The 26,480-nt window shown below is 70.8% G+C and carries 15 protein-coding genes and 7 pseudogenes; 8 read left to right on the forward strand and 14 right to left on the reverse strand.

Annotated features, from left to right (window positions below; all coding sequences use genetic code 11):
* The first annotated feature begins 72 nt into the window (after positions 1-72).
* From IPK24_21915 to IPK24_21925, 3 genes are all read left to right on the forward strand, one after another.
* A complete protein-coding gene (locus tag IPK24_21915) occupies positions 73-681 on the forward strand; it encodes a TetR/AcrR family transcriptional regulator (protein ID MBK8078141.1) in 609 nt (202 codons plus the stop codon).
* Positions 678-1,232, forward strand: a complete 555-nt coding sequence (locus IPK24_21920; protein ID MBK8078142.1) for a winged helix-turn-helix transcriptional regulator — start codon at positions 678-680, stop codon at positions 1,230-1,232. The genes IPK24_21915 and IPK24_21920 overlap by 4 nt, the downstream gene beginning before the upstream one ends.
* Before the next feature lie 143 nt (positions 1,233-1,375).
* Positions 1,376-3,679, forward strand: a complete 2,304-nt coding sequence (locus IPK24_21925; GenBank protein ID MBK8078143.1) for a S8 family serine peptidase — start codon at positions 1,376-1,378, stop codon at positions 3,677-3,679.
* Between the two features lie 11 nt (positions 3,680-3,690).
* On the opposite strand, the pseudogene IPK24_21930 reads toward IPK24_21925, so the two are convergent.
* The 4 genes and pseudogenes from IPK24_21930 to IPK24_21945 form a co-directional block, all read right to left on the reverse strand.
* A pseudogene (locus IPK24_21930) lies at positions 3,691-5,526 on the reverse strand (ABC-F family ATP-binding cassette domain-containing protein).
* A gap of 30 nt (positions 5,527-5,556) precedes the next feature.
* Positions 5,557-6,507: a 4-(cytidine 5'-diphospho)-2-C-methyl-D-erythritol kinase gene (locus tag IPK24_21935; protein MBK8078144.1), complete on the reverse strand. Its 951-nt coding sequence runs from the start codon at positions 6,505-6,507 to the stop codon at positions 5,557-5,559.
* 9 nt (positions 6,508-6,516) lie between these two features.
* Positions 6,517-7,437 (reverse strand): 16S rRNA (adenine(1518)-N(6)/adenine(1519)-N(6))-dimethyltransferase RsmA, encoded by a 921-nt coding sequence (rsmA, locus tag IPK24_21940; GenBank protein MBK8078145.1) that lies wholly within the window; start codon positions 7,435-7,437, stop codon positions 6,517-6,519.
* Positions 7,438-7,798: 361 nt separating this feature from the next.
* Positions 7,799-8,101, reverse strand: a complete 303-nt coding sequence (locus tag IPK24_21945; protein ID MBK8078146.1) for a hypothetical protein — start codon at positions 8,099-8,101, stop codon at positions 7,799-7,801.
* On the opposite strand from IPK24_21945, the gene IPK24_21950 reads away from it, so the two are divergent.
* The gene (locus tag IPK24_21950; GenBank protein MBK8078147.1) at positions 8,091-9,131 is read left to right on the forward strand and encodes a right-handed parallel beta-helix repeat-containing protein; all 1,041 of its coding nucleotides are present in this window, start codon (positions 8,091-8,093) and stop codon (positions 9,129-9,131) included. The genes IPK24_21945 and IPK24_21950 overlap by 11 nt on opposite strands.
* Positions 9,132-9,244: 113 nt before the next feature.
* Here IPK24_21950 and IPK24_21955 read toward each other — a convergent pair whose 3' ends face one another.
* The 3 genes and pseudogenes from IPK24_21955 to IPK24_21965 all read right to left on the reverse strand — a co-directional run bounded on the left by IPK24_21955 (position 9,245) and on the right by IPK24_21965 (position 11,939).
* On the reverse strand, positions 9,245-10,174 hold the full coding sequence (locus IPK24_21955) for a transglycosylase family protein (GenBank protein MBK8078148.1): 930 nt from the start codon (positions 10,172-10,174) through the stop codon (positions 9,245-9,247).
* A 363-nt stretch (positions 10,175-10,537) separates the two neighbouring features.
* Positions 10,538-11,393 (reverse strand): annotated as a pseudogene (locus tag IPK24_21960) (TatD family hydrolase).
* A 15-nt stretch (positions 11,394-11,408) separates the two neighbouring features.
* Positions 11,409-11,939, reverse strand: a complete 531-nt coding sequence (locus tag IPK24_21965; protein MBK8078149.1) for an Lrp/AsnC family transcriptional regulator — start codon at positions 11,937-11,939, stop codon at positions 11,409-11,411.
* Between the two features lie 104 nt (positions 11,940-12,043).
* On the opposite strand from IPK24_21965, the pseudogene IPK24_21970 reads away from it, so the two are divergent.
* Positions 12,044-13,259, forward strand: a pseudogene (locus tag IPK24_21970) (PLP-dependent transferase).
* 39 nt (positions 13,260-13,298) lie between these two features.
* Here IPK24_21970 and IPK24_21975 read toward each other — a convergent pair.
* Positions 13,299-15,095, reverse strand: a pseudogene (locus IPK24_21975) (methionine--tRNA ligase).
* 244 nt (positions 15,096-15,339) lie between these two features.
* Positions 15,340-16,117 (reverse strand): annotated as a pseudogene (gene rsmI, locus IPK24_21980) (16S rRNA (cytidine(1402)-2'-O)-methyltransferase).
* Position 16,118: 1 nt separating this feature from the next.
* On the opposite strand from rsmI, the pseudogene IPK24_21985 reads away from it, so the two are divergent.
* Together IPK24_21985 and IPK24_21990 are read left to right on the forward strand one after the other, a co-directional pair.
* A pseudogene (locus IPK24_21985) lies at positions 16,119-17,704 on the forward strand (phospholipid carrier-dependent glycosyltransferase).
* 80 nt (positions 17,705-17,784) lie between these two features.
* A pseudogene (locus IPK24_21990) lies at positions 17,785-19,317 on the forward strand (phospholipid carrier-dependent glycosyltransferase).
* 19 nt (positions 19,318-19,336) lie between these two features.
* On the opposite strand, the gene IPK24_21995 reads toward IPK24_21990, so the two are convergent.
* The 4 genes from IPK24_21995 to IPK24_22010 form a co-directional block, all read right to left on the reverse strand.
* Positions 19,337-20,884, reverse strand: coding sequence for an EAL domain-containing protein (locus IPK24_21995; protein ID MBK8078150.1), 1,548 nt, complete (start codon positions 20,882-20,884; stop codon positions 19,337-19,339).
* A 1,150-nt stretch (positions 20,885-22,034) separates the two neighbouring features.
* Positions 22,035-23,849 carry a S8 family serine peptidase gene (locus IPK24_22000; GenBank protein ID MBK8078151.1) on the reverse strand — a complete coding sequence of 605 codons (1,815 nt, stop codon included), beginning with the start codon at positions 23,847-23,849 and terminating at the stop codon, positions 22,035-22,037.
* Positions 23,846-24,052, reverse strand: coding sequence for a hypothetical protein (locus tag IPK24_22005; protein MBK8078152.1), 207 nt, complete (start codon positions 24,050-24,052; stop codon positions 23,846-23,848). Before IPK24_22005 ends, IPK24_22000 begins: the two co-directional genes overlap by 4 nt.
* A 173-nt stretch (positions 24,053-24,225) precedes the next feature.
* Positions 24,226-25,152, reverse strand: a complete 927-nt coding sequence (locus IPK24_22010; GenBank protein MBK8078153.1) for a LysR family transcriptional regulator — start codon at positions 25,150-25,152, stop codon at positions 24,226-24,228.
* Between the two features lie 315 nt (positions 25,153-25,467).
* On the opposite strand from IPK24_22010, the gene IPK24_22015 reads away from it, so the two are divergent.
* Positions 25,468-25,608: a hypothetical protein gene (locus tag IPK24_22015; GenBank protein ID MBK8078154.1), complete on the forward strand. Its 141-nt coding sequence runs from the start codon at positions 25,468-25,470 to the stop codon at positions 25,606-25,608.
* On the opposite strand, the gene IPK24_22020 is transcribed toward IPK24_22015, so the two are convergent.
* A complete protein-coding gene (locus IPK24_22020) occupies positions 25,602-26,444 on the reverse strand; it encodes a putative protein N(5)-glutamine methyltransferase (protein ID MBK8078155.1) in 843 nt (280 codons plus the stop codon). The two genes, IPK24_22015 and IPK24_22020, sit on opposite strands and share 7 nt — an antisense overlap.
* Positions 26,445-26,480 lie beyond the last annotated feature (36 nt).

Here is a 26,480-nt window from a genome sequence, read left to right on the forward strand (position 1 = left end):
GACGCAGGTCAGCCCGCTGCGCGCCCCGCGCGTCGAACGACCACACGGTCGTCGTCGTCCGGACGCGCCCGGATGACCGGCAAGGAGCGCCGCGAGCAGCTGCTCGACGTGGGGCGCAAGCTCTTCGCCAAGAAGGGCTACGAGGGCACCAGCGTCGAGGAGATCGCCGCCACCGCGCAGGTGTCCAAGCCGGTGGTCTACGAGCACTTCGGCGGCAAGGAGGGGCTCTACGCCGTCGTCGTCGACCGCGAGATCCAGGCCCTCCTGGCCGCGATCACCGAGTCGCTCTCGGGTCATCAGCACCCCCGCGTCCTGCTCGAGAATGCCGCGTTGGCGCTGCTCGGCTACATCGAGAACTCCTCCGACGGGTTTCGCATCCTGGTACGCGACTCCCCGGTCACGCAGTCGACCGGCACCTTCGCGAGCCTGCTGAGCGATGTCGCCGGCCAGGTCGAGTACCTGCTCGCCGACGAGTTCTCGCGCCGCGGGCTCGATTCCAAGCCCTCGCCGCTGTACGCCCAGATGCTGGTCGGCATGGTCGCGTTGACCGGCCAGTACTGGCTCGATCACCGCAAGGCCAAGAAGGCGGACGTCGCCGCGCACCTGGTGAACCTGGCGTGGAACGGGCTGTCCGGGTTGGAGAAGAAGCCCACCCTCGGCGTCGGGACCCGGCGATCGTGACCGAGGCCGTCCAGGGCGCGAGCGAGTCGAGCGGCGACGTCGACAGGGTCGACAGGGTCGACGAGGTCGACCGCATCGTCGCGGCCTGGCAACGCGAACGTCCCGACCTCGACCTGGCGCCGCTCGAGGTGCTCTCGCGCGTGAGCCGGCTGGCCCGCCATCTCGATCGCTTTCGCCGGACCGCCTTTGCCGAACACGATCTCGAGACCTGGGAGTTCGACGTCCTGGCGGCGCTGCGCCGGGCGGGGCCGCCCTACCGCCTCTCCCCCGGACAGTTGGCCGCCGAGACCCTGGTGGCCAGCGGCACCATGACCAACCGGATCGACCGGTTGCAGGCCCGATCGATGGTGATCCGCGAACCCGACCCGGACGACGGCCGCGGCGTCCTGGTCTCGCTCACCGCGACCGGGCGCAGCGCCGTGGACGACGCCCTGGCCTCCCTGCTCCACCACGAGTGGGCGCTGCTGACGACCCTGGACGACGCCGATCGACACCGCCTCGGCTCCCTGCTGCGTTCACTGGCTCTCAGTCTGGGAAGCACGACTCCCTGACACACGCCCCGCGACCGGTCGCGTCACGACCACGGCCCGCCACCCCCGTGATCTTGTCGACGAGCGGTATCAACGAGACCGTGTGAGGCTCCTGCGCAACAACACACTCCTCACGGACCGGAGGCGCACCCGCCATGAGCCGCATGCTCAAAGTCTTCGTCACCGGCGCGCAACAGGACGAGGTGGCCGCTCGGCCCGGGGTCCACGACGTCTCGCGCTACCAGGCCTTCACCGTGGTCGAGGCCGACGACGCCGTCGCGGCCGACCTGAACGGGCAGTTCCTGGTCGAGGACATCACCGACCAGTACGCCATTCCCCTGGGCGGGCGCCTGGGGACCACGATCGACACGTCGGCGCCGAGGATCACCGCCGCCGGTCGCACCCGCAGCCACCCCGCCTATACCGGGGCGCGACGCCTGGCACCCGGCCCGCACCACTACCTGGTGCAGTTCGTCGGCCCCGTCAAGCAGGAGTGGTTGGACCAGGTGGCCGCCGCCGGCGGCGAGCTCGTCGACACCCGGGCCGCCTTCACCATCGTGGTGCGTGCCGACGAGTCGGCGATCACGGCCATCGCGGGACTGGAGTGCGTCCGGTGGACCGGGCACCTGCCGCCGGCCGCGCGGGTCGACCTGGCCGCCGACGCCGCCGCGGACGAGGAGGCTGCGCCACCCCGCACCCGGCTGCTGCCCCACTCGATCGTGGTGGAGTTCTTCACCCCCCGCGAGGCCCGCAGCGGGCGGTCGGCCTTGCGCGCCCTGGGCGCGAAGGTGACCGCCGACGAGTCGGCGAGCGGCATCGTGGTGATCGAACAGCCCGAGGGCACCGCGGTGCAGCAACGGCGCTTCGTCGAGGCGCTGTCGGCCGTGCACGGCGTGCGGTCGGTACGCCGCCGTACGGTGAACCGGATCAGCAACGACGTGGCGACGTCCATCATGCGCGCCGTCCCCAGCGCGGGGTTGGCCGCACCCGGGCTGGACGGCAGCGGCGAGGTGGTGGGCATCTGCGACACCGGCCTGGACGTCGGCACCACCAGTCCGGCGCACCCGGACTTCGCCGGCCGGGTGAAAGCCGTTCTCAGCTATCCGATCTCGCCGGACTTCACGCCCTACGTGAAGAACCCCGGCGCGGACGACGGCGCCGCCGACCTGGATTCCGGTCACGGCACCCACGTGGCCGGCTCGGCCGTCGGCGACGGGACGGCGAGCGCCGCGATCGCCGGGCAGGTACCGATTCGCGGCGTGGGCCACAAGGCCAAGCTGGTCTTCCAGGCCGTCGAGCAGGCGATCGACTGGAAGGACCCGGCCGACCTGCAGACGTACGGCCGCTACCTGCTCGCGGGCATCCCGGCGGACATCTCGACACTGTTCGCCGATGCCTACGCACGCGGCGTCCGGGTGCACTCGAACTCGTGGGGCGGGGGCGATGCGGGGGCCTACGACACCCAGTGCCGCCAACTCGATGCGTTCGTCTGGTCCCACCCCCAGCTCACCGTGCTGGTCGCGGCCGGCAACGACGGCAGCGACGCCGACGGCGACGGGCAGATCAACCTCGGGTCGGTGACCAGCCCGGGCACGGCCAAGAACTGCATCACGGTGGGGGCGAGCGAGAACCTGCGCCATGCCTTCGACACCGAGCGCTACGGCGACTGGTGGCCGCAGGACTACCCGGCGCCGCCCTACAAGCGTGCGCCGATGGCGGACGACCCCGAGCAGGTGGTCGCCTTCTCGAGTCGTGGCCCGACCACCGACGGGCGCACCAAGCCGGACGTCGTGGCGCCGGGTACGTGGATCCTGTCGACCAAGTCGACGATGCTCTCGCCCACGGCCACGGCATGGAGCCCGTTCCCGGCCTCGAAGCGCTACTTCTACATGGGCGGCACCTCGATGGCGACGCCGCTCACCGCCGGAGCAGTGGCCGGGTTGCGTCAATACCTGCGGGCCACGCTGAGGGTGGCCCGGCCGACCGGTGCCCTGCTCAAGGCGACCCTGGTCGCCGGCGCCCGCCGACTGCCCGGTATCGCTCCCGCCGGGGCCGTGCTGGATCCGCACCAGGGATTCGGCCGGGTCGACCTGGCCGCGATCACGAACCCGCCGGCCGGCGTCCGGCTGGTGGTCAATCAGACCCGATCGGTGCAGACCGGGCAGTCACGCACCACCACGGTCACGGTTGCCTCGGCTGCCGAGCCGCTGCGGATCGTGTTGGCCTACAGCGACTTTCCCGGTGAGCAGCTGGTCAACAACCTCAACCTGATCGTCACCGCGCCGGACGGCACGCGCCGGGTCGGCAACCAGAGTGGCTCGGCCGCACCGAGTTTCGACACCGTCAACAACGTGGAGGTGGTGCACGTGGATGCCCCCGCAACCGGCACCTGGACCATCGAAGTGGTCGGTTCGAACGTGCCGCAGGGGCCGCAGACCTATGCCCTGGTGGTGCGCGGAACGGTGTGAACCGGCTCGGCTCAGTCGACGAGTTCGGCAGCGGTGAGCCATTCCTCTTCGAGCGCAGTACGTTCGGCGTGCAGGGCTCGCAGTTCGACATCGAGGGCCATCAGCACCGTGTGATCACCGGCCTGCTCGGCCATGCGCGCGTGCAGCTTCTCCTCCTGGCCCGACAGCCGTGACAGCTGACGCTCGAGACGGGCCATGTCCTTGCGGGCTGCCCGTTGCGCCGCGGGGTCGACGGTGGGCGCGCCGAGGACGCCGACGCTGCGGTGGACGGCGCCGAGGCCGCCGCGCGTTCGGCCCGACTCGGTGAAGCCAAGGCGGCAGAACGCAATTCGAGATACTGCTCCACCCCACCGGGCAGGTCACGCAGCGCACCGTCGCCCAGCAGGGCCAGTTGGTGATCGGTCACCCGCTCCAGCAGGTAGCGGTCGTGCGAGACCACCACCAGGGTGCCGGGCCAGGAGTCGAGGGTGTCCTCGATCGCCGCCAGGGTGTCGGTGTCGAGGTCGTTGGTCGGCTCGTCGAGCATCAGCACATTGGGCTCGCCCATGAGCAGCCGCAGCAACTGCAACCGGCGCCGCTCGCCACCGGACAGTTCGGCGACCGGCGTCCAGATCCGTTCCTTGGCGAAGCCCAGCCGCTCGAGCATCTGGCCGGCGGTGACGTCGCGATCACCGATGCGCACCGTGCCGCGCACCTTCTCGACCGCCTCGCCCACCCGCAGGTCGGCGACGTCGTCCAGTTCGCGGACGTCCTGCGAGAGCATCGCGGTCACCACGGTCTTGCCGCGCTTGACCCGTCCCGCCACCGGAGTGATCTCACCCAGTAACAGCCGCAGCAACGTGGTCTTGCCGGCCCCGTTGACCCCGACCAGGCCGACCCGCTCCCCCGGGCGCCAGCCGCCAGGTGACACCGTCGAGCAGCACCCTCGCCGCCTCGCCGGCACCGACCGACACCGTGACGTCCTCGATGTCGATGACGTCCTTGCCCAGGCGCGCCGTGGCCATGCGGGTCAGCTCGAGGCTGTCCCGCGCCGGCGGCTCGTTGGCGATCAGGGCCGTGGCGGCATCGATCCGGAATCGCGGCTTGCTGGTCCGGGCCGGCGGGCCACGCCGCAGCCAGGCCAGCTCCTTGCGCAACAGGTTCTGCCGCCGTTCCTCGGTGGTCGCCGCGATCCGCGAGCGCTCGGCCCGGGCCAACACGTAGGCCGCATAGCCGCCCTCGAAGGAGTCGACGACCCCGTCGTGTACCTCCCAGGTGCGTTCGCACACGGCGTCCAGGAACCACCGGTCGTGGGTCACCACCGCCAGCGCGCCCCGCCCGGCGGGCCAGCGCGAGCGCAGGTGCGTCGCCAGCCAGGCCACGCCCTCGACGTCCAGGTGGTTGGTGGGTTCGTCGAGCAGCAGGACGTCGTGCGGCCGGGCGAGCAGCGCGGCGAGCGCCACCCGGCGCCGCTGGCCGCCGGACAGCCGGGCCAGGGTGGCATCCAGGCCACCGACCTCGGCCGCGTCCAGTCCGCCCAGCAATCCGGCGACCACGTCGCGCGCCAGCGCATCGGCGGCCCAGACATGATCGGGGGCGTCGCCCAGGACGAGGTGCCGCACGGTGGTCTCGCCCGCCTCGTCACTCTGGTGCAGCAACCCCAGCCGGATGTCGCGGGTGTGGGTCACCCGCCCGGCGTCCGGCTCCTGCTCGCGGGCCATGACACGCAGCAGGGTCGACTTGCCGTCACCGTTGCGCCCGACGACGCCGATGCGCATCCCGTCGTCCAGACCCAGCGAGACCCCGTCGAGCACGGCCCGAGCCCCATGGACAACGCCGACCCCCTCGACGTTCAGCAGGTGGGCCACGAACACTCCCTGATCACGAACACTCCTCGATCACGGGCGCTCCTCGACGACGCGAGCGCCGTGGACCGGCCCGGTCACGGTGAAGACCTGCTCGGCCACCTCGGCGCTCAGCAGACTGGCGCTCAGGTCGAGCGCGTGCTCGCCGTCGCGCACCAGGAACACCACGGTCGGCCCGCTGCCCGAGACCAGCCCCCCGAGCGCAGCGGCCTCACGGCCCACCTCCAGGGTCTGTTCCAGGTCGGGTCGAAGCGAGCACGCCGCGGCCTGCAGATCGTTGGCCAGCAGGTTGCCCAGGGCGCGGGCGTTGCCCGAGCGCAGGGCCGCCATCAGCTGCTCGGCCACCCGCGGTTCGGGCAGCACCCGACCGGCTCGCAGCCGGTCGATCTCGGCGAACACCGACGGGGTCGACAGCCCCTGGTCGCTGGTCGCCACCACCCAGGTGTAGCTGCCACGAGCCATGGCCGCCGTGAGCTGTTCACCTCGGCCGGTGCCGATGGCGGTACCCCCGAGCAGCGGGAACGGCACGTCCGAACCCAGTTCGGCGGCCAGGGCGCGCAACAGGTCACGGCTGGCGCCGGCGTGCCAGAGCACGTCGGCGGCCAAGAGCGCGGCTGCGCCGTCCGCCGAACCGCCGGCCATGCCACCCGCCACCGGGATCCGCTTGCGGATGTGGATCGCCACGCCCTCGTCCACGCCGGTGTGCTCGGCCAGCAGCCGGACGGCGCGCACCGCCAGGTTGTTCTCGTCCAGCGGGACGGCGCCCTCCGGCACGCCCGCGCCACCGGCATCGCCGTCCAGGGTGACCTCGATGCCGTCGTCCAGCCGGCCGCCGGTGGCGCGCACGGTGACGTCGTCGGCCAACGAGACGGCCTGGAACACCGTGGCCAGCTCGTGGAAGCCGTCCTCGCGGGGCGCCCCCACCCGCAGTTCGAGGTTGATCTTCGCGGGCGCCCGGACGGTCACTGCACGCGTCGGGGCCACGAGCCCACCCTAGCCGCGGGCTGCCGCCGTCACCGCCGCGAAATCCGTGACGGTCAGTTGCTCGCCCCGCCTCGTGGGGTCGATGCCGGCTGCGCGCAACGACGACTCGGCCGCCGCAGCCGATCCGGCCCAGCCCGCCAGGGCCGCACGCAGCGTCTTGCGCCGCTGGGCGAAGGCGGCGTCGATGCAGGCGAACACCTGCTCGCGCGTCGCGCGGGTGACCGGTTCGGCCCGGCGCGTGAACGCGACCAGGGCGGAGTCGACATTGGGCACCGGCCAGAACACGCTGCGCGGTACCGGCCCGGCCCGGCGGACGTCGGCATACCAGGCGGCCTTGGCCGAGGGCACGCCGTAGACCTTGTCGCCCGGGGTGGCGGCCAACCGATCGGCCACCTCGGCCTGCACCATGACCAGGCCGTGGCGCAGGCTCGGCAGCCGTTCCAGCGCGGTCAGCAGCACCGGCACCGCCACGTTGTACGGCAGGTTGGCCACCAGCGCGGTCGGGGGCACCGGCAGGTCGGCCGCCTCGATCCGCAGCGCGTCTGCCGTCAGGACGTCCAGGCGCGCGGCGGCGTCCGGACGACGCGCGGCAACCGTGCGTGGCAACGCGGCGGCGAGCACCGGGTCGATCTCGACCGCGATCACCCGCGCCGCGGCGTCCAGCAGAGCCAACGTGAGGGAGCCGAGGCCCGGGCCGACCTCGAGCACCACGTCGTCGGGCTGCACCCCGCTGCGGCGCACGATCCGACGAACCGTGTTGGCGTCGACGACGAAGTTCTGTCCGAGCACTTTGGTGGGCCGGACGCCGAACTCGTGGGCCAGCGCCCGGATGTCCCCGACACCGAGCAGCGCCTCGGCAGAAGTGCCGTCAGCGCCGACGGCAACCTCACCGGTCGAGCTGTCGGCAGGGCTGCCGGGGGCGTCGGGCATGGTGACAGCCTGGCAGATCATCGCAGGTCAGGAGTGTTGTTCGAGGTCGACGGGATCTTGTCATCGGGTTGAGCCTGTCATGACGGACGACGGCGCAGGATGTGCGTCAGCGGCGGCTCTCGGGGGCCGCCGCACCTTTGCCCGGAGGCACAGATATCACCATGCACACGCGTCGTTGGATCTCTGGCGTCGTCGCTGTAGGTGCCGTGGGGGCGACCCTCGCGGCCATCTCGACGCACCTCGACCGCGGCCAGATCACCACCGTGCTCGCCCATCACTCTTCCTCGTCCGAGCACCGGAGCGCGTCACGCCGGCCGACCGTGCGACCGATCACGCAAGGCCACGACCGAGGTAAGTGGCGTCATCCGACGCGCCCCACCACCCCGCCGTCTCCGACGGCCGGGGCGCCCACCGTGGCTCCGCCTGGCCAGGTACCGACCTCGTCGGCGACGCCGAGTGTCCTGCCATCCGCCGCGGTCCCGTCCGGCAGCGCACCGGGCGGCTCGCCGTCCGACAGCCCGGCGCCGACGAGCCCGGCAGCGACCGCCTCGACGCCCCCGAAGACCACCGCGCCGGCCGCGCCGGCCGCGCCGGCCGCGCCGGCCACGGGCGGGGCCTGCGCGCCGGCGCCGGGCTCCTCGGCCGTGGTGGACGTGACGAGCAAGGGCGCCAAGCCCGGTGACAGCGGCGACGACACCGCGACCATTCAGGCGGCCCTCGACGCGGTGCCCAGTGGCGGCACCGTGGTGGTGCCCGACGGCGTCTACATGATCAATGCGACGCGCGGAGTGCGGCCGAAGAGCTCGACGACGCTGCGGCTGTCCTCGGGCTCGGTGCTGCGCGCCATCGCCACCAGCAGCGGCAACTACAACCTGATCCGCATCCAGGACGTCTCGAACGTCGCGGTCGTCGGGGGCACGGTGGAGGGTGACCTCGGCCGTCACCAGGGCACCGACGGGCAGTGGGGTCACGGCATCTCGATCGTCGACGCCCGCTCGGTCACGATCGACTCGGTGGCCGCCGTCCAGGCCTGGGGCGACGGGTTCTACGTCGGTGGCACCACCTCGGCGAACATCACGCTGTGCCGGGTGCGCGCCGATCACAACCGTCGCCAAGGTCTGTCGGTCGTGGATGTCAACGGCATGGTGATCCGCGACTCGGTGTTCAGCCACACCCTGTCCGAGCCGGGCGGCGCCGGATCGGGCATCGACCTCGAACCCAACGGCAACCAGCACGTCCGCAATGTGCAGGTGCTGAACAACACCATCTCGGACAACACCGTCGACGGAATCTCGATCGGCATGAACGACGCGTTCCGGTCCACCTCGACGATCAGCACCGTCGTGCTGCGCGGCAACACCGTCGACAACAACGGATTGGACGCCGGGGCCACCCGGCAACGTGAGGGCATCCTGATCTCGGACGCCACCGGGGTGAGGGTCGAGGGCAACACCGTGACCCGCAGCCACGGCGTGGGGATCTACGTGACCTCGGGCTCGAAGAACACCACCGTGCGGGGCAACACCGTCACCGCAACCCTGAAGGCCGGCAAGTACGGCGAGTCGGGCGCCGGCATCGCGATGTACCAGGACGTGGGCACCGTGGTCACCGGCAACACCCTGAAGAACAACGCCGGCCAGGCCATCTTCACCTCCGACAGTCAGTCGAGCATCAGCGCCAACACGGTGTCCTGACCTGCCCTCCGCGCCCCACTCACGGCGAGAGCCCCGGCTCGATGGTCTCCCATCGAACCGGGGCTCTCGTGTGTCGCGCTCTGCGCTCGGATCAGCGTCAGCTCGGATCAGCGTCAGTCGAACAGGTGACGACCGCATCCCCACTGGCCGGCACCGGCCTTGTTGTAGAGGATCTTGGCCCGCTTGAGCTGCTCGGCCGGTGAGGCGTCGATCGGGTTGCCGGAGCCACCCACCGAGCGCCAGGTGGACAGGCTGAACTGGTAGAGGCCGTAGTAGCCGGCCGGATTGACGGCGCGCGGGTTGCCGCTGGACTCGCACTTGGCCAGGGCGGCCCAGTTGAGACCGTCGGCCTTGGTCCCGGTCGTGGACGAGGTCCCCGAGCCCGAGGAACCCGACGAGCCGGTGTTGCCGCTGCTGGTCTTGGGGACGGCGAGCTTGGGCGCCGAACCCACCTGGATCTTGGCGACCACCGGCTGCTTGCTGACCTCGGCCGACAGCCGGGTGCGGCCGACCTGCTTGCCGTCCGCGTAGGTGAGCAGATACGTGACCCGCTGCTCGCCGGGAACGCCCTCGGTGACCACCTTGGTGGCGCCCAGCTTCAGCGCCGAGGTCTTGGTCTTGGTGGTGCGGAACGGCAGTGGCTCGGTGGCCACCACGCGCCGGGTGCTGACCCGGACGACGCCGATGGTCATGCCCGGGACGACCTTGGCGGTGCCCGGCACGCTGAGCTGGTCGGCCCGGCCCAGGGCCACGTGCTGCTCGGCGAGCAGGTCGGCCACGGTGAGGGCTTTCGTGGTGATGCTGCGGGTCGTGCCGTCGGCGGCGAGCGTGATCTGTGCACCGGCCGCTGCCGGCGGGTGCGCCAGGTCGGCTGCGGCGGCGGATTGAGCGGCATCGGCCAGCTGAACCTGGGCCGTGCCCCTGTCGAGCGAGCCGATCAGGGAACCGGCGTCGGCGAACGCCAGGGTTGCGGCGATGACGCCCGTGAGAACGGCACCTTGCGCCAGCAGCCGACCTGAGCGATGGCTGAGGAAATCGAGCACGTCACCCAGACCTCGAAAGTGGTCCGGGCACGGGCGACCACGGGACGACGACTTACCCCCGAGCGGGACGTCCTTGCCCCGCGGCCTGCATCAGATACCCCACGACCTGTTGGGTTGCGTGGTGCTCCGTTTCGGCTGCGCTGTCCCGGGATCGGCCGACCCCGGCTGTTCCGCGGAACACCGTAACGGTTCGGCAACTTTGCTCCAACGGCCAGAACGGACATCTTTTCGGAATTTCGGGGCGCTGGCTGTAGTCGCTGCAGGTCAGGGGGTTGTGCGGATGTTACCCATGTCACAGAAAAGTGTTACAAACAGGCAACTGCTCGCGGCGTTTCCCCTCAATTCAGCAGGTCGTGGGCCGCTTCACCAAGGGCCGTACAACGCCTCCGAGGTCGCGTTCAGCCGGGCACACAAGGCCGCGTCGTCCAGCTGCCACTCCGGCGGCCATGCGGCGCACCGTCAACGGCATCAAGTAGCTGGCATTGCGCTTGCCCCGGTGTGGGTGCGGCGTCAGATACGGCGCATCGGTCTCGACCAGAACCTGTTCCGGGCTCACTGCGCGCAGTGCGGCCCGCAGCGGGTCGGCATTGGCGAAGGTGAGCGGGCCGGCGAACGACAGGTACCACCCGGCCTCGGCGCAGACCCGTGCCATCTGTTCCGACCCCGAGAAGCAGTGGAACACCGTGCGTTCCGGGGCGCCCTCCTCGGCCAGCACCCGCAGCACGTCGTCGTGGGCATCCCGGTCGTGGATCTGCAGCACCTTGCCCGTGCGCTTGGCGAGATCGATGTGAAACCGGAACGACTCCTCCTGTGCGGCACGACCTTCGGTGTCGTCGGCGGGAACCCAGTAGTGATCCAGCCCGGTCTCACCGATGACGCGCACCCGCGGGTGCGTGGCGAGCGCCTCGATGTCGGCGAACGCCTCGCGCAACGCCGATCCACCTTGCTCCGCAACGATTTTCGACGCTTGCGTAGGATGCAGCGACACCCCGGCCACGACCTGCGGACGCCGCGCGGCGACGTCCACACTCCACCGCGCCGAGTCCAGGTCGCAGCCGATCTGCACCAACCGGGTGACGTTGACCGCCTCGGCAGCGGCGATCGCCTGGTCCAGGGTCAACGGCACATCCCCGCGGCGCACGTGGTCGAGGTGAGTGTGATTGTCCACCACGGCGACCGGCAGAGGCTGGGGCACAGCGGGTTCCAGGGAATCCGGCATCGTCACCGAACCACCCTATCGAGACTCGACGGGCCGGCTCGGCACCACCTGGCCACCCAAGGTGGTCTGGAAGATCAAGCTGGTCTCGACATGCGCCACCCCGGTGCGACCGGTGATGTTGTCCAACACGAAGTCACGCAGAGCGTCAGGCCCGGACGCCGCGACGTGCACCAGGAAGTCGTCGGCACCGCTGATGTTGTGTACCGCGATCACCCCGGGCAGAGCCGCCACCTGGACCGCGAAGGCCTCCACGTCACGGCGCAGATGGCCCGCGAAGCGCACCGCCACCATGGCCTGGACACTCAGGCCGAACCAGGCCAGATCCACCTGCGCCGTGAAGGCCCGGATGACCCCGCGGTCGCGCAGCGATCGCACCCGACCGATGCAGGTCGACTCGGCGAGGCCCACCCGATGCGCCAGCGCCACGTTCGACAACCGACCGTCCTCGACGAGTGCCGCCACGATGGCGATGTCGATCGCATCCAAGCGGGGCACCTGGCGCGGCGCCGCCCGGGGTGAGCTGTCGTGCGTCCTGCGGCATGTCACCACGGTAGGCGAGCCCGAATCGAGGATCCTTCGCTCGACACACCGGATCCCGCAGATTCTGCGGAACTCTTGGCCGATCGCCTCGCAATGCTCATCGTGGGCTCATGGCGCTTTCCTCCATCACAGACGCCGACGCCGGGCCGGACGACCACCGGCCGGACACGGCCGCCGTCCATGCCGGGCGTGAGGACCTGACGGCGTCGGGTGTCCACGTCCCCCCGATCGACCTGTCCACCACCTACCCGCTGCCCTCGGTGGTTGCCGGTGGTGAGGCCTACGACCACATGGCCACGGGCCGGCCACCTCGACCGCACGATCCGCTGGTGTACCAGCGATTGTGGAATCCCACCGTCGCTCGGTTCGAGCTGGCCCTGGCCCGACTCGGAGGGCTTCGACGATGCGGTGGCGTTCGCCACGGGCATGGCAGCCCTGACCGCCACGCTGCTCGCCGCGGTGACCTCCGGCCGGCGGCACGTGGTCGCCGTCCGGCCGCTCTACGGTGGCACCGATCACGTGCTGGCCACCGGACTGCTGGGCACCGAGGTCACCTGGGCGAAGGCCACCGGCGACGGCCCCGACAGCGTGGCCGCGGCGATCCGCCCGGATACCGCGCTGGTGGTCGTCGAGACGCCGGCCAACCCGAGCCTGGACCTGGTCGACCTGCGCGCCCTGGTGGCCGCGGCCGGTGACGTCCCGGTGCTGGTGGACAACACCTTCGCCACCCCGATCCTGCAGCGGCCCAAGGCATTCGGCGCCACACTCGTGCTGCACTCGGCCACCAAGTTCCTCGGTGGCCACGGCGACGCCATGGGTGGGGTCGTGGCCGCGACGCCGGCCTGGGCCGAGCGATTGCGCCAGATACGCGCCGTCACCGGTGGGCTGCTGCACCCGATGGCCGCCTACCAGCTGCACCGCGGGCTGCAGACCCTGCCGGTCCGGGTGCGGGCGGCACAGCAGAGCGCCGCCGACCTGGCGGTCTGGCTCACCGCGCACCCCGCGGTGGCCGCCGTGCGGTACCCGGGGCTGAAGGAGTGCGACCCGCTCGGTCTGGTCGGCCATCAGATGGCCGGACCAGGATCCCTGCTGTCGTTCGAGTTGCGCGGCGGATACCCCGCAGCCGAGACCGTGACCCGACGGGTGCGACTGATCACCCACGCCGTGTCCCTGGGTGGTGTCGACTCCCTGATCGAGCACCCCGCGGGGCTGACTCATCGACCCGTGGACGCCGCGGCCCGCCCGAACGAGGCGATGCTGCGGTTGTCGGTGGGCCTCGAGGACGTCGAGGACCTCCGCTCCGACCTGGATCAGGCCCTCGCCTGACCCCACCCCGACCTGCTCATGCGGGGTGTCAGGGGTGGTCAGGCGGGCGATCTCCTCTTCGACGACCGAGTCGTCGAGCTTGCGGAAGATGGGCGTCGGGGCAGCGACCGGGGTCCCCGGGACGACGGGGGTCGACTCCCAGGCACTCAGCGTCTCGCCTCGGCGATAGTCCCCCATCAGCACCGGGTACTCGGCGGCGTCCCACGCGCCGTCCAGGTCGGTGACCTCACGGATCTCGGGCATCGGCGAGACGGTTCCGGTGCCACCGAACGTCTCGTGAACCTGCTGGCCGCTGAACGGCAGGAACGGTGACAACTGCGTCCGGCAGTCCGAGATCGCCTGTGCCGCAACGTGGAGCACCGTCTTCATGCGCTCGGGGTCCTCGTTCTTCAACTTCCACGGCGCCTGATCGGACAGGTACTTGTTGGCCTCGCCGACGATGCGCATGGCCTCGGTCACGGCGTGCTTCTGCCGGTTGTCGGCGAGCAGATCGCCCACGGTGGTGAACCCGGCGGACGTCGAGCCGAGCAGTGCCCGGTCGGCGTCGGTCAACTCCCCGCGGCCGGGATCGCGCCCAGGTTCTTGTGGATCATCGATGCGGTGCGGTTGACCAGGTTGCCCCAGCCCGCCACCAGTTCGTCATTGGTCCGTCGGACGAACTCGGTCCAGGTGAAGTCGGTGTCCTGGCTCTCCGGCCCGGCCACCGCGATGAAGTACCGCAGGGCATCGGGCTGGTAGCGCTCCAGGACGTCCCGGACGTAGATCACCACACCCCGCGAGGACGAGAACTGCTTGCCCTCCATGGTCAGGTACTCACTGCTGACCACCTCGGTGGGCAGGTTCAGTTCGCCGTACACCCCCGGCTTGCCACCGCGAGATCCCCTTGCCGGCGTAGCCGAGCAGCTCCGCGGGCCAGATCTGGGAGTGGAAGGTGATGTTGTCCTTGCCCATGAAGTAGTAGGAGCGCGCATCCGGGTCGTTCCACCACGCGCGCCACGCGTCGTCGTCCCCGGTACGCCGCGCCCACTCGATCGAGGCCGACAGATATCCGATGACCGCGTCGAACCAGACGTACAGCCGCTTGTTGGGGTTCTCGAGCCACCCGTCCAACGGCACCGGGATGCCCCAGTCGATGTCGCGCGTCATCGCCCGCGGCCGGATGTCGTCGAGCAGGTTGAGGCTGAACTTGAGGACATTGGGTCGCCAAGCTCCGCTGTCCTTGTGCGCCGACAACCACGTGCCGAGCGTCTCGGCCAGCGCCGGCAGATCGAGGAAGAAGTGCTGGGTCTCGATGAACTTCGGCGTCTCACCGTTGATCCGGCTGCGCGGGTTCTTCAACTCGGCGGCATCCAGCTGGTTGCCGCAGTTGTCGCACTGGTCTCCACGGGCGCCGTCGTAGCCACAGATCGGGCAGGTGCCCTCGATGTAGCGGTCGGGCAGCGTCCGACCGGTGGACGGCGAGATCGCGCCGGTGGTGGTCTGCTCGACCATGTAACCGTTGCGGTGGCAGACCCGGAACAACTCCTGCGCCACGGCGTAGTGGTTGCCGGTCGTGGTGCGGGTGAACAGGTCGTAGGCCAACCCGAGACCGTGCAGGTCCTCGACGATCATGCGGTTGTACCGGTCGGCGAGCTGCTTGGGGTCACCCCTCCTTCTCGGCCTGCACCTGGATCGCGGTGCCGTGCTCATCGGTTCCCGACACCATCAGCACGTCGTGGCCGGCCATTCGCATGTACCGGCTGAACACGTCGGAGGAACGCCGAATCCGGCGACATGGCCGATGTGGCGGGGGCCGTTGGCGTAGGGCCAGGCCACCGCGGAGAGCACGTGGGTCATACCCGGCAGTCTAGGGACTGTGGCCGGGCGCCCTGACGCGCAGCAACCCGACGCGACACCGAGGCGACCCCGCCACCCCGAACCCACCCGGTGATCATGCAATCCGTGCACGCTCGTGAATCCGTTCACGAGCGTGCACGGATTGCATGATCACGGGGTGGGGGTGCGGGTGACCTCGTTGTACAGGTCGCGCTTGCTCACTCCGGCCCGTTCGGCCTCCGCCGCCACCGCCGCCTTGAGCCGTTCACCGGCCGCCACCCGGGTCCGACCTTCTCGGCGAGCGCCTCGACGTCCACCGCCTGCGCCGCGGCGCAGCATGACCACCGACGACGATGGTCAGCTCACCGAGCACCGGCGCGACGCGGCCCTCGGCCAGCGCCTGCAACGGTTCGCGACGCACCTCCTCATTCGTCTTGGTCATCTCGCGGCAGGCCGCCGCCGGCCGGTCGTCGCCGAAGGCCGTGGCCATCGCGGCCAATGTGGGTGCGGCGCGATGCGGAGCCTCGAAGAAGATCATGGTGCGCGGTTCGGTGGCCAGCGCCTGCAGCGCCCGCATCCGAGGGCCGGCCTTGCGCGGCAGGAACCCCTCGAAACAGAACCGATCGGTAGCCAGCCCCGACAGCGCCAGCGCGGTCAACACCGCGGACGGCCCCGGGACGGCAGTCACCGCCACCCCGGCATCGGCCGCCGCGCACCGCACGCAGCCCCGGGTCGGACACGCTGGGCATGCCGGCATCGGTGACGACCACGACCGTGGCCCCATGGCGGGCGGCCTCGACGAGTTCGGTCGAGCGCTCGGCCTCGTTGTGCTCGTGGTAGCTGACCACCCGCCCGGACGGCGTGATGCCCAGGGCCGCCGCCAGTCGCCGCAGCCGCCGGGTGTCCTCGGCAGCGACCACGTCGGCGGAGGCGAGCAGGCTGCGCAACCGCGGCGGGGCGTCGTCCGGGTCGCCGATGGGCGTCGCCGCCAGGATCAGCCGGCCCGGCCCCGGTACGTCACCGTCGAGTGTCACGTTCGGCATCATGTCGTGCCGGCCCCGGGCTCGGCACCCTGACCACCCACCCAGGGATGGCTCGGTGACGATCCGGCCGGACCCACGGTTGTGGGGTTGGCTCGGTCCGCTCACCGTCGCCGTGATCGGCGGCTTCCTGCGGTTCTGGCACCTCGACCGGCCACCCCTGGATCGCCTTCGACGAGACCTACTACGTCAAGGAGGGGCTCAGTCTGACCCGGTTCGGGGTCGAGGTCTTCCTGAAACCGAGCCTGGGCAAGGACAACGAGGCCCAGATGCTGGCCGCCAACAAGCTCCTCGAGACCGGCAGCAGCGACATCTTCGACCCTCCCGGCCCGACTTCGGCGTGCACCCGCCCCTGGGGAAGTGGGTGATCGGCGCGGGCACGTGGTTGTTCGGCGACGGCACGTCCCCGTTCGGCTGGCGGTTCGGCGTGGCGCTGCTCGGCAGCCTGTCCATCCTGATGCTGGGCCGGATCGCCACCCGGTTGTTCGGTTCGGCCCTGCTGGGCACCACCGCCGCGCTGCTGCTGCGCGGTCGACGGGACGCACTTCACCCTCAGCCGGATCGCGGTGCTCGACATCATGGTCATGTTCTGGGCCTGGCCGCCTTCGGGTGCCTGCTGATCGACCGGGACCGCGCCCGCGCCCGGCTCCTGGCTCGGGGCCGACCCGGTTCGGTCCGGGCCGTGGACTGCGCTGGTGGCGCCTGGCGGCCGGGGTCTGCCTGGGCTGCTGCACCGCCACCAAGTGGTCGGGGCTGTACTTCACCGCCGTGTTCTGTCTGGCCACGGTGCTCTGGGACGTCGCCGCGCGGCGGGCAGCGGGAGCCCGCCACTGGCTCGGCATCGGCCTGCTGCGCGACGGCACGGCGGCCGCCGTGCAGATCCTGCCCATCGCGGCGCTGACCTACCTGATGACCTGGACCGGGTGGATCCGCAGCACCCACGGCTACGGCCGGGCCTGGGCGGCCGACCATCCCGGGACCGGATGGGCCGGGCAGGCGCCCGACTGGTTCCGTTCGCTGGCCCAGCTCCACCTGGAGATGTACCGGGCAGCGATCTCGATCACCTCCGAGCACGCCTACATGTCCAACCCGTGGTCGTGGCTGGTCCAGGGTCGGCCCACCTCGATCGCCTACCTGGAATGGACCGCCGGGAACCACCCCCTGCCCCCATGACCGGTGTGTCCGGGCCGTGACCTCCTGGGCAACCCGGTCATCTGGTGGGTGGGCACGGTGGCGATCGCGGTCGTGCTGGTGGCCTGGCTGCTCGGACGGGATGGACGGGCCGGGGCCGTGTTGGCCGGGATCGCCGCCGGGTACCTGCCCTGGTTCGCCTATCAGGAGCGCACCGTCTTCACGTTCTACACCGTGGCCTTCGTGCCCTACGTGGTGCTGGCGATCACCTACGCCCTGGGCCTGTTGCTCGGCCCCCCGGACGCCGCCCCGGGCCGCCGACGGCGAGGTGGCCTTGCCGCCGGCAGCATCGTGGTGGCCGCGGTGGTGACCTTCGCGTTCTTCTATCCCGTGTGGTCGGCCCAGCGGATCTCGCACGCGGCGTGGCTGCTGCGGATGTGGTTGCCGAGCTGGATCTGAGCCAGGATGACCGGGTGACGACCACCCTGGCCTCACCCGCGACCGGCGCCCGAGCACAGGAAGCGGGCCGTCTCGGAGCCCTGCGACGCTCACTGCTGGGGCGCCAGCTCGACGACCGGGTCTGGGGGTGGCTCGGCCCGCTCGCCGTCGCCGTGATCGGGGGCTTCCTGCGGTTCTGGCACCTCGGCCGGCCGCCGTGGCTCGTCTTCGACGAGACGTACTACGTCAAGCAGGGCGCCTCGATGCTGCAGTACGGCTACGAGCGCGCCATCAAGTCGGACCTGAAGAAGCCCGACCTGCTGTGGAACTCCGGGCACCACCGATGTCTGGGGCACCAATCCGGACTTCGTGGTGCACCCGCCGGTGGGCAAGTGGATGATCGGCGCCGGTGAGTGGCTGTTCGGGGGTGACCAACCCCTTCGGCTGGCGATTCGCCTCGGCCGTGGTCGGCACCGCCTCGATCCTGATGATCGGCCGGATCGCCCGCCGGTTGTTCCGCTCGACCGTGCTGGGCACCACCGCCGCCCTGTTGCTGGCCATCGACGGCCAGCACTTCGTGCACAGCCGCACCGGGCTGCTCGACGTGTTCGTGATGTTCTGGGCGCTGGCCGGTTTCGGCTGCATCCTGATCGATCGCGATCACGCGAGGGCCCGGTTGGCAGCCCGGGTCGCCACCCGCGGTGCCTCGGGCTTCGGTCCGGGCCTGGGGATCCGGCCGTGGCGCATCGCCGCGGCGCTGTGCCTCGGCCTGTGTGCCTCGACCAAGTGGTCGGGCCTGTTCTTCGCTGCCGCCTTCTCGATCGCCTCGGTGCTCTGGGACGTCGCAGCGCGCCGGGCGAGGGGACTCGCCACTGGCTGATCACCGGTCTCCTGCGCGACGGCCCCAGCGGCTTCGTCCACATCGTCCCGGTGATCCTGACCGTGTACGTCGCCTCGTGGGCCGGCTGGTTCCACAGCACCGACGCGTACAACCGGCAGTGGGGCGCCGAGCACCCGGCGACAGGCTGGGCCTCCCACGTGCCGGACGCCGTCCGCGGGCTGTGGAACTACCACCAGCAGATGTGGCAGTTCAACACCACGCTGCGCGCCACCCACCCCCTACCAGTCCCACCCCTGGTCCTGGATCGTCCTCGGCCGGCCGACCTCGTTCGACTACCGGGGCTACAAGCTGGGCGAACGAGGCTGCACGTACACCGAGTGCGCCCGGGCGATCACCGACCTCGGCAACCCGGTGATCTGGTGGGGGCGGCACCATCGCCATCGTCGTCCTGGTGGTCGTCTGGCTGCTCGGCCGCGACTGGCGCGCCGGGGCCATCCTGGCCGGCCTGGCCGGTGGGTGGCTGCCGTGGTTCATCTGGGCCGAGCGCACCATCTACACCTTCTACGCGGTGGCGTTCGTCCCGTTCGTGGTGCTCGCCCTGACCTTCTGCCTCGGGTTGCTGCTCGGGCCGTCCGAGGCCTCGCCCGATCGTCGCGTGGTGGGTGGTGGGCTCGCCGGGGGCATCGTGCTGCTCGCCGTCCTGTCGTTCGCGTTCTTCTACCCGGTGCTCTCCGACGTGATGATCAAGCACTCGTCCTGGGTCGATCGGATGTGGTTGCCCAGCTGGATCTGATCCGGCAGGGCAGTGCAGGTCAGCCCGCCAACCCGCCCAGGCGCTGCCGGCGTTGGCGGCGCATCGTCAGCCACGTGGTCAGTTCCCCGGCCGGAGTCGGGCGGGAGAGCAGGAATCCCTGCACGAAGTGACAGTCGATCGCGGCCAGGTGCTCCAGCGTCCGCTGGTCCTCCACCCCCTCGGCGACCACCGCCAGGCCCAGGCTGCGGGCCAGGTCGATCACCGAGCCCACGATGGCCGCCGCCGCCGGATCGATGAGCAACGGGGTGACGAACGACTGGTCGATCTTCACCGTCGAGACCGGCAACTGTTGCAGGTAGGCGAGCGATGAGTACCCGGTGCCGAAGTCGTCGATCGACAGTGAGACCCCGGTGCTGGTCAGCTCCCGCAGGATGCTGATCATGCGCTCCGGATCGGTCATGATGCCGGACTCGGTGATCTCCAAGGTGAGCCAGCGGGACTGCACGTCGTGGCGGTGCAGCATCTCGACCACCTTGATCGGCCACTCGACGTCCCGCAGCACCTGCGGCGGCAGGTTCACGCTGACGCCCAGCTGCAGGCCGGCGTCGTGCCAGGCCCGCACCTGGGCCAGCGCTCGGTCGAGCACGTAGAGCGTGAGTTCGTGGATCAGACCCGTGCGCTCGGCCACCGGGATGAACTCCCCCGGTGAGATGGGTCCCAACTCGGCATGGTGCCAGCGCGCCAGGGCCTCGACCCCGGTCACCTCGACGTCCGCGGTGCGCGCGATCGGTTGGTACCAGACCTCGATCTCGCCGCGGGTCACCGCCGACCGTAGCTCTCCGGCCAAACGCAATCGGTACTGGCTGTTCCAGTCCGTGTCGGGGTCGTAGACCTCGACCCCACTCTGCGCCCGCTTGGCCTGGTACATCGCCACATCAGCGCGCTGCAGCAGGCCATCGGGATCCGTGCCGTGCCGGGGCGCGAGCGCCATGCCGATACTGGCCCCGACGGTCAACGTCATCGACGACAAGGTCACCGGACGGCGGATCGCCTCGATGATCCGCTGGGCCACCGCCTCACCGGTCGTCGACTCGGCGGCGGGCAGCAGCACGGCGAACTCGTCGCCACCCAGCCGCGCCACGGTGCCCTGCCCCTCCACCACCCCGGCCAGGCGGGCCGAGACCTCGCACAGCAGCTGATCACCGGAGTGGTGGCCGAGGGTGTCGTTCACGTCCTTGAACCCGTCCAGGTCGAGCACCAGAATGGCGACCTCACCGCCGGCGGACGATTCCTCCAAGGCCCGGCGAAGCCGCTGGTAGAACAGCGTCCGGTTCGGCAGCCCGGTCAGCGCATCGTGCAACGCCTCGTGCTCGCGCGCCTGGATCTGGGTGTGCAGGCGATCGATCAGGCGGCCGTTCTCCAGCGCCACCGCCGCCTGTGAGGCCAGGGTGGCGAACAACCGCCCGTCCTCGGCGTCGAAGGTGCTCACCTCGCCGAGGCGGTCGCAGACCACCATCACACCGGTCACCTCGCCGCCGCTGATCAACGGGGCGGCCATGCAGTCCCCGGGCGTGCAGCGCCCGCAGCACGCCTTGCCGCCCGGCATCGGTGACGGTTCGGGGAATCAGCACCGGGCCGGCTTCCAGTACCTGACGGCGCAGGTCGCCGGGCAGGTTCGCCAGCAGCGGCAGGTCCTCCCGGGGACTGCTTCCCCTGGTGTCCAGGAACATCCACGGCACCTCCTGGCCCGGCTCGTAGAGGGCGATCATCGCCCGGTCGGTGCGCAGCAGCCGGCTCGCCTCGTCGAGGACCCGTTGCAGGGTCTCCTCGGGACGCTGCGAGCCGCCCGTGATCCGGGTGAACTGATAGAGCAGCTCCAAGCCCGCATAGCGGCGCGTCAACCGGGTGTACCCGCGGTAGGCCGACACGACGACGCCCGCCACCAGCAGCAGCGGGATCAGTGCCAGCGGCGCCGCGATGAGCAAGACGGCGGCCACCACGGCCAAACCGGTGTTCCCGAGCGCGGTCACGGCGGCCGTCAGGATCAGCATCCGGGGACTCACCTCGCCGCGGTGCAGCCGGATCACGGTCCAGACGGCTGCCGCGCCCAGCACGGCACTGCTGCTGACCGCCACCAGCGCCGACACCCAGCTGGTCCAGTGCAACGGCGAGGCGCCGGTGTCGATCGACCCGAACACCGCCAGTGCGGTGGAGATCTCGGCGAAGAACAGGCTGAGGTTGAACGCGAGCTTGGTCGGGCTCTGCCGCTCCCAGGCGATCAGGACGACGGCCTCACCCACCAGCCGAGCGATGAGCAGTTCGACCGGTGAGGCGAACAGCAGGCCCAGGACGAAGGGCACCTCGCTGAGCGAGAAGGTGTGCGCCTCACTGTCGATCTCGACGTGGAAGACGAACACCCCGGCGAGGGCGAAGACCACCGCGAGCTGCCACCAGGCGAGGCCGACCCCCGCGGCCGGGGCATCGGGGGTCGACCACCGGGGCTCGAGGGCCACCCCGATGGCCAGCAGGCCGAGGCAGAGCACCAGCGTCCGATGGGCCGGCAGCGGGCGGGGGCGCACCTCACCGACCCCTGACAACAGGTCCGGGGCACGCGGCGACCCTTCGGACCCTGTGCTCACCAGAGTGTCATCGAACCGGCGACAGCCGGAGTTGACCCGAGCGGGCCGACCTGACCGGATTCACCCGGTCAGATCGGCCCCACGTCCCTCAGCAGGCGGTAGCAGCGTCTGCCCGGGTCAGCTCCACCCGACGCTGGACCACCGGCTGCCCGACCAGCTGGTCCCCGACCAGCGGCTGCCGGACCAGCGACTGCCGGACCAGTCCGAGCCGGTCCAGGTGGCGGTGCTCCACCGGCTACCCGACCAGGTGTCGCCGGACCAACGGCTACCGTTCCACGTCCCGCCGGTCCAGGCAGCACCGCGAGCCTCCGCCGCAGCCAGGGTCGAGGTCGACACCGCACGCCCGAAGATGTCCTTCTCGCCGGTCAGTTCGACCCCGTTGTTCAGCACGTGGACGCCGCCACGAGTGGCCTCCAGGGAGCCGCCACCCACGCTCGGCAGATAGATCTGGCGAGCCGAACTCGACGGCGACTGGGACAGCGCAGCGATCGCCGACGGGATGCCGTACCCACCGTAGGTGCGGTTACGCCAGGTGAGCAGCGCCGCGTAGTCCTCCGGCTTCATCCCCCGCCGCTTGGCCTCGGCCTTCAGCTCCTCGGTGATCTCCACCGGCCGCAGCGAGGTCGCCGTCGAGGTGATCAGCGCCTTGATCTGGTCCGGTGTGGCCGTGGGGTTCTTCTGCACCACGAGCGCCGCCAGACCCGACACGATCGCGGCCGCCTCCGAGGTCCCCGACCCCCGCTGGAACCGGGTGCCCACCTTGCCCTGGTTCTCGGCCAGGGTGTCGATGAACGAGCCCGGCACCCGCAGTCCGATGGTGCTGACCGCCGGCGCGACCACGTCGACCGGCCGCAACACGGTGCCGTTCTGCGCGAAGTCGGCCACCACGTCGTCCGACGTCACGACGGTTCCCATGCTGTCCAGCCCACCGACAGCAAGGACGTACGGGTCGTAGGCCGGCGAGGCCAGCTTGGTCTGGGTCTTGCCCTCGTTACCGGCGGAGGCGACGACGACCAGGCCGCGCTTCCAGGCCTGCTCGGCGGCGTAGGCCAGCGGGTCGACCAGATACGACTGGGCGCTGTCGGTGCCGAAGCTGAGGTTGAGCACCCGGATGTTCAGACCGGAGTCGTGCGCGTGCTGCACGGTCCAGTCGATGGCCGCGATCACCTGGGAGACGTCGGCCGCCCCGTTGCGTGCCCCGACCTTGACGTTCACGATGCGCGAGTCGGGTGCCACTCCGGTGAAGATCCGGGTATCACTGAGAGAGCTTCCGGTCAGGCAGGTCGAGCAGTTGCCCTTCGTACTCAGCAGTGGGTCGCGTCCCGCGATCAGACCCGCCATGAAGGTGCCGTGCCCGAACCCGTCGACGCCCGGCGTGCTGGTCTGGGAGTCGAAGGACAGGTCCGGCCCCACGATCACCTTGCCGGCGGCGTCCAGACCGGGCACGGTGCTGACCCCGGTGTCGATCACCGCGACGTCCACACCGGCGCCGGTCCAGCCCTTGGCCCACGCGGCCTGGGCTCCCACGATCTGGGTGATGGACGACGACGACCCGGCGGCCGCCACGTCGTAGCCGAGCCCGGGGTCGATCGACGTCGGGTGCACGGCGCGGTCGGGGGTCACCGAGACCACGGCAGGTGCCGCGCTCAGCCGGGCCACGGCCTGAGCCGAACCCTGCGCCGCGAAGCCGTGCACGATGTCGAGGCGGCGCGTGATCTGCAGGCCGAGGTCCTCGGCCCGGCGCTGGACGGCGGACTCCTGGCCCGCTGCCGCCATCACCACCACGGAACTCACCTCGGTGTCGAGGCCCCCGGCGCCGCCGCTCGCGGCCGCCGCGGAGCCCGTCGCCAAGGGCAGAGCCAGGGCAGGCAGGGCAAGGAGGGCACCGAGCGCGCTGCCCCGGGCGGTGAACAGCCCGAGTCGACGGCTCACTGCCACCGCACCCCCCGACAGGTGCTGATCGGGTCCTTGATCGGTGACAGCGCCGAGAGTCGCTGCACGGTCGGATCACCCGCCGACAACGTGGTGACCGCCGAGGCGGATCCTGCTCCGGTGAACAGCAGGATGGTCAGTAACCCCGCCACGAGACCACCTCGCCGCACTGCGCCTCGTCCGAATCGGGTGCGCTCGTCCATGCTCGCAACTCCCTGCTGTCGTAGTCGTGACCCAACGTGCTCTTCTGACTGCTCCAAGTTAGAAAGCAACAACGAGTCAGCGCTACATCACAGCGAGCCACCACCCGTGTGGCCGGGTGGGGTGACCCGAGCGGGTCAACGGCTTCCCGTTCGGAGCATCCGAGCGGTCGAACTCAGCGGGGACGGCTCGCCGGGGCGGCCGCCTGGGCCGCCGTGCGCAGCGCCCGGATCATCCGCCGCACGGCCGGCTGATCTGTCAGCGATCGTCGGGTGACCAACCAGATGTGGCGCGGTGCCGGCGGCTGCTGCAACCGGCGCACCACCACCTGCTCGCGTACGGCGCCCAGGGCGAGCAGCGGTGCCAGGGCCACTCCCAGCCCCGCGGCCACATAGCCCTGGGTGACCGCGAACTCGTCACCCTCGGCACTGACGCGCGGCGTGAACCCGGCCCGGCGGCACGCGGTCACGGTCGCCTCCCGCACATAGTCGGCCGCGCCCGTGGTGATCACCCAATCGGCGTCGGCCAACGCGGACACGTCGATCGCCCGCCGGTGTGCCAGCGGGTGGTCGTGTTGCAGCAACAGCCGGTACTCGTCGTCCAGCAGGTGGGTTCGCACCAGATCGTCCTGGGGCTCGGCGCCTCGGGCGAACGGCTCCACCACGATGACCAGCTCGACCTCACCGGCCCGCAGCCGGCGCAGCGCGCCGTCCGTCTCGTCGACCAGTGGCCGCACGTGCAGACCCGGCATCACCCGACGCAACTCGGCGATCGCCGGGGGCAGCAGCGACTCGCCCGCCGAGTGGAACGAGACCACCCGCAACCGGCCGGTGCGCCCGGCCCGCAGATCGGCCAGTTCACCCTCGGCGTCGGCCACGGCGCGCAGGATGCGTTCGGCGTGCTCGGCCAGCAGCAGTCCCGCCGCGGTCGGCCGGACGCCGCGGCCCGCCTTCTCGTACAAGGGCGAGCCGGCCTCGTGCTCGAGTTGATCGAGCTGCTGGCTGACCGCCGAGACGGTGTACCCCAGGGACGCCGCCGCCGCGGTGAGCGTGCCCTCGGCGATCACGGTGCGATGGACGACGAGCAAGCGAGTGGTGAGCACGCTCCATTGTTCAGCAGAACTGAAGTGTCTTTCAATAACCCTCGCTGGATTTCGAACGATATATGGCCGATGATAGAGACATCCCGACGGGGACTCCGTCGGGAGACGCACTACTGAGAAGGCGACCGGTCATGTTGGTTCTGTTCCTGATCCTGCTGGCGATCTGCATCGTGGCGCCCTGGCTCGGCCAGGACACCAGCGATGGCCACTCCGAGAACTCTCACCCGTCGCAGGGTTGGTACCCCGCCCTGCCCACCCCCCACTGACGCATTCGGCGACACCGAACGCCACGCCATCCATCGAGAGGCAACAGCAATGCTCACCACACTGCTCCTCACGCTGCTGGTGACCTGCCTCGTGGCCCCATGGCTGGGGCAGGACACCAGCGACGCGCACGCTGAGCGCGCCCGCCCGCAGCAAGGCTGGTACCCGACGCTGCCCGAGCGCCGCTACTGAGGGGTCTGCTCGGCGCGTTGCGCCACCCGACGGCCCACGAGCACGGTGGCCCCGCGCTCGGCGTCGTGGCGTACCTCGGCCGTCAGCCCTGCCCCCGCCGCGGCCCGCGCCGCCACGGGCGCCTGTGAACGCGCCCCTTCCACCAGCAGGACGCCGTCCGGTGCCAGCCACTCACCGGCACCGCTGATGACGCGCCGCGCGATCGCCAAACCGTCGTCCCCGCCGTCCAGTGCCCTGAGCGGCTCGAACACCCGGGCCTCGATCGGCATCGTCGCGACCGCACCGGTCGGCACGTAGGGCGGCGAGCAGACGATGAGATCGACGCGACCGCGCAGCCCGAGGGCCAGCGGCCGATACAGATCGCCCGTCACCACGTCGGCGGTCGACCCGTCCTCGACCAGTCCCGCCAGCTCGGCGAGATTGCCCCGGGCGCAGGCGACGGCCACGGGATCGACGTCCACGGCGTGGATCTCGATCCGTTCGATCCGCCGCGCGATCGCCCCGGCGATCGCCCCGGAGCCGCAACAGAGGTCCACGACCACCGGACGCCGCCGGCCCAGACCGATCAGCTCGTCGACGGCGACCTCGACCACGAACTCGCTGCGCCGTCGGGGCACGAACACCCCCTCACCCACCCGCACCCGCCAGCCGTCGAACGCGGCCCAGCCCACGATGTGCTCGAGCGGATGGCCCTGCTCCCGGCGGCGGACCATGACCTCGAGCAGCTGGGCGTCGAGGTGACCCGCCTCGGTGGTGGCCTCGAGCAGCAGCCCGGCCTCGTCCTCGGCGAACACGCACCCGGCCGCCCGCAGCCGCACGGTGAGCGTCGCGTGCACCTGCTCGAGATCGTCGTCGATGGTTCGCCTCCTCGC

The sequence above is a fragment of the Kineosporiaceae bacterium genome (assembly GCA_016713225.1).
GTDB lineage: Bacteria > Actinomycetota > Actinomycetes > Actinomycetales > Kineosporiaceae > JADJPO01.

Excerpts from the sequence above, each read along its gene's own strand:
- IPK24_21995 (MBK8078150.1), bottom strand. The coding sequence starts at position 20,884 with ATGCCGGGCGGCAAGGCGTGCTGCGGGCGCTGCACGCCCGGGGACTGC.
- IPK24_22005 (MBK8078152.1), bottom strand. The coding sequence starts at position 24,052 with ATGGACGAGCGCACCCGATTCGGACGAGGCGCAGTGCGGCGAGGTGGT.
- rsmA (MBK8078145.1), bottom strand. The coding sequence starts at position 7,437 with ATGCCCGACGCCCCCGGCAGCCCTGCCGACAGCTCGACCGGTGAGGTT.
- IPK24_22015 (MBK8078154.1), top strand. The coding sequence starts at position 25,468 with ATGCTCACCACACTGCTCCTCACGCTGCTGGTGACCTGCCTCGTGGCC.
- IPK24_21915 (MBK8078141.1), top strand. The coding sequence starts at position 73 with ATGACCGGCAAGGAGCGCCGCGAGCAGCTGCTCGACGTGGGGCGCAAG.
- IPK24_21925 (MBK8078143.1), top strand. The coding sequence starts at position 1,376 with ATGCTCAAAGTCTTCGTCACCGGCGCGCAACAGGACGAGGTGGCCGCT.